Genomic DNA, 1,941 nt, shown 5'->3' with positions numbered 1-1,941 from the left:
TAACACGACTTGTAATGCAATTTGCATTACAATGTTCCTAGTACATTAAATACTTGGGAAATATGATGGCTACTGTTAACTTCAGGATCGATGAAGACCTTAAAGAAAAATCTTATTCAATCCTTAAAGAGCAAGGTATTGCACCTACGGATTTCTTCACTAGTATTCTTGAGTATGTTGCTACGACTGGGAAACTGCCTGTCAAAAAAGCTTTGCTTTCGGAAGAAGATGAAGAATTATTAGCTCTTGTCCGTAAGCGCATTAATGATCCTAAAGAGATGTTTGAGGAAGTCACATTAGATGACTTATAAGCTTTTACGTCACAAGGACTATACAGCAGAATGGGAAAAACTCCCTGTTGCTATACGAGATCAATTTAAAAAGAAACTAGCCAAAGTCATAGAGCAGCCACATATTCCAAAGAATATGTTTAGAGGCGATCTTGCAGGTTGCTATAAAATCAAATTATTAAAAGCTGGTGTCCGACTTGTCTATCAAGTTAAAGATGATCAGGTAGTTATCCTGCTCATTACCGTCGGAAAACGAGCTGATAGCATAGTTTATGACGAAGCGAAAAAGCGAATTAAAGACTAAAAATGGGAGCTTATAGCTCCCATTTTTGCCTTCGTATAACGTGTATTATGTGTGTGATTCATAAACACCAATTATATTGAAATGATGTCTATGAATCACACAGCTCTAGACTAGCAGAATGATTATGTTAGTCTAGAGCCATATAATTAACATTATTGAAGTATTTTACATGGCAATTTTTCGACATTCTTCTGCACACTGACGGCAAGCCTCAGCACATTTTTTACAATGATCATGTGAATGTTTTTCACACTCTTCCGCACAATATTCACAGATCTTAGCACAAAGCTCACAAATCTCTTTGAGGAAAGGTGAGTTATGTTGTTGCATACGCACACATAACTGACAAATATCTGCACATTCTAGACAACGTTGAATACATTCACGCATCATCTCTAAATCTTTTTCTTTTAAACAAGAAGTTGCACATTCAGTACAAATAAGTGAACAGTTTGTACATGCAGAAATACACTCTGAAAATTCCGTATTAATCATTTTTTACTCTCAATTTATATAATCAAAGAAATAATTAAAACATAATTTTTTCTACTAATTGTTTTAAATTATTAGTAAATGTAATACATAATTTTAATTTATATGAATAATGTTAATTTTAACTAAATCTTATTTATATTCCAAATTATTAAAAAACAGTTTTTAATTAGGATAGATGATCAAGTATCAAAAGCAGCTATTCTTAAAATAACTACAATAATTTTATCACTTTAAAAATAGATTTTCCCTCTATTTAACATAATGGGTATTATACGAAGTACACTTGTATATTAATATAAATATCAGATACTTACTCAAAGCGTAAAAATCTAAAAACCATAAAAAAGCCGATTTTGAAACAAGTCGGCTTTTTTTATGAGCGGTTTTGATAGTTCTTGCCAATAAATTTGTTTAAAAAGTAGTCGATTTTGCGATTTTTTAAATTTTATCAATGCTTGAATGCTTAAAATTATCCACATTTTTTGTGAATAAAATTTAGGCTATTTTGTACGCCTGGGCTTACGTAAATTCTGGTTCTTTACGGCTGTCCAGAAGAGGTGAATTTTCCTATGATGAAGCCATAGAGAACAGGATGTTCCAAACAACAAGAATAAGAAAGATCGCACCAGGAACGTGAGGTAAGACAGGAGTCATACTTAGCAACCCAATATGAAAAACCCCGGCAGGATGCCGGGGTTTTTTATTGCCTATCCTTTCTCATTTGCAAAACAAACATAATGCCCCTAAAATATAGACTATAATCTATATTCTGGTTGTGGTATGTGGACTGTCATTACGACAGATCTATTTAATCAGTGGCTTGAACAGCAAGATGAACCTACACAAGAGGGC

The 1,941-nt window shown here is 32.9% G+C and carries 3 protein-coding genes; 2 read left to right on the top strand and 1 reads right to left on the bottom strand.

Annotated features, from left to right (window positions below):
- Positions 1–65: 65 nt before the first annotated feature.
- Both CL42_RS15960 and CL42_RS15955 read left to right on the top strand, forming a co-directional pair.
- Positions 66–311: a type II toxin-antitoxin system RelB/DinJ family antitoxin gene (locus CL42_RS15960; protein WP_035270880.1), complete on the top strand. Its 246-nt coding sequence runs from the start codon at positions 66–68 to the stop codon at positions 309–311.
- Positions 301–594: a type II toxin-antitoxin system RelE family toxin gene (locus CL42_RS15955; protein WP_035270878.1), complete on the top strand. Its 294-nt coding sequence runs from the start codon at positions 301–303 to the stop codon at positions 592–594. Before CL42_RS15960 ends, CL42_RS15955 begins: the two co-directional genes overlap by 11 nt.
- A gap of 165 nt (positions 595–759) precedes the next feature.
- Here CL42_RS15955 and CL42_RS15950 read toward each other — a convergent pair whose 3' ends face one another.
- The gene (locus CL42_RS15950) at positions 760–1,089 is read right to left on the bottom strand and encodes a four-helix bundle copper-binding protein (protein WP_004641881.1); all 330 of its coding nucleotides are present in this window, start codon (positions 1,087–1,089) and stop codon (positions 760–762) included.
- Positions 1,090–1,941: the final 852 nt, after the last annotated feature.

This window comes from Acinetobacter sp. Ver3 (assembly GCF_000632455.1).
Lineage (GTDB): Bacteria > Pseudomonadota > Gammaproteobacteria > Pseudomonadales > Moraxellaceae > Acinetobacter.
This window is presented reverse-complemented; position numbering and strand designations above follow the sequence as displayed.

Bases quoted from the DNA above. Each gene is read 5' to 3' on its own strand.
- CL42_RS15960 (WP_035270880.1), top strand. From the start codon at position 66: ATGGCTACTGTTAACTTCAGGATCGATGAAGACCTTAAAGAAAAATCT.
- CL42_RS15955 (WP_035270878.1), top strand. From the start codon at position 301: ATGACTTATAAGCTTTTACGTCACAAGGACTATACAGCAGAATGGGAA.
- CL42_RS15950 (WP_004641881.1), bottom strand. From the start codon at position 1,089: ATGATTAATACGGAATTTTCAGAGTGTATTTCTGCATGTACAAACTGT.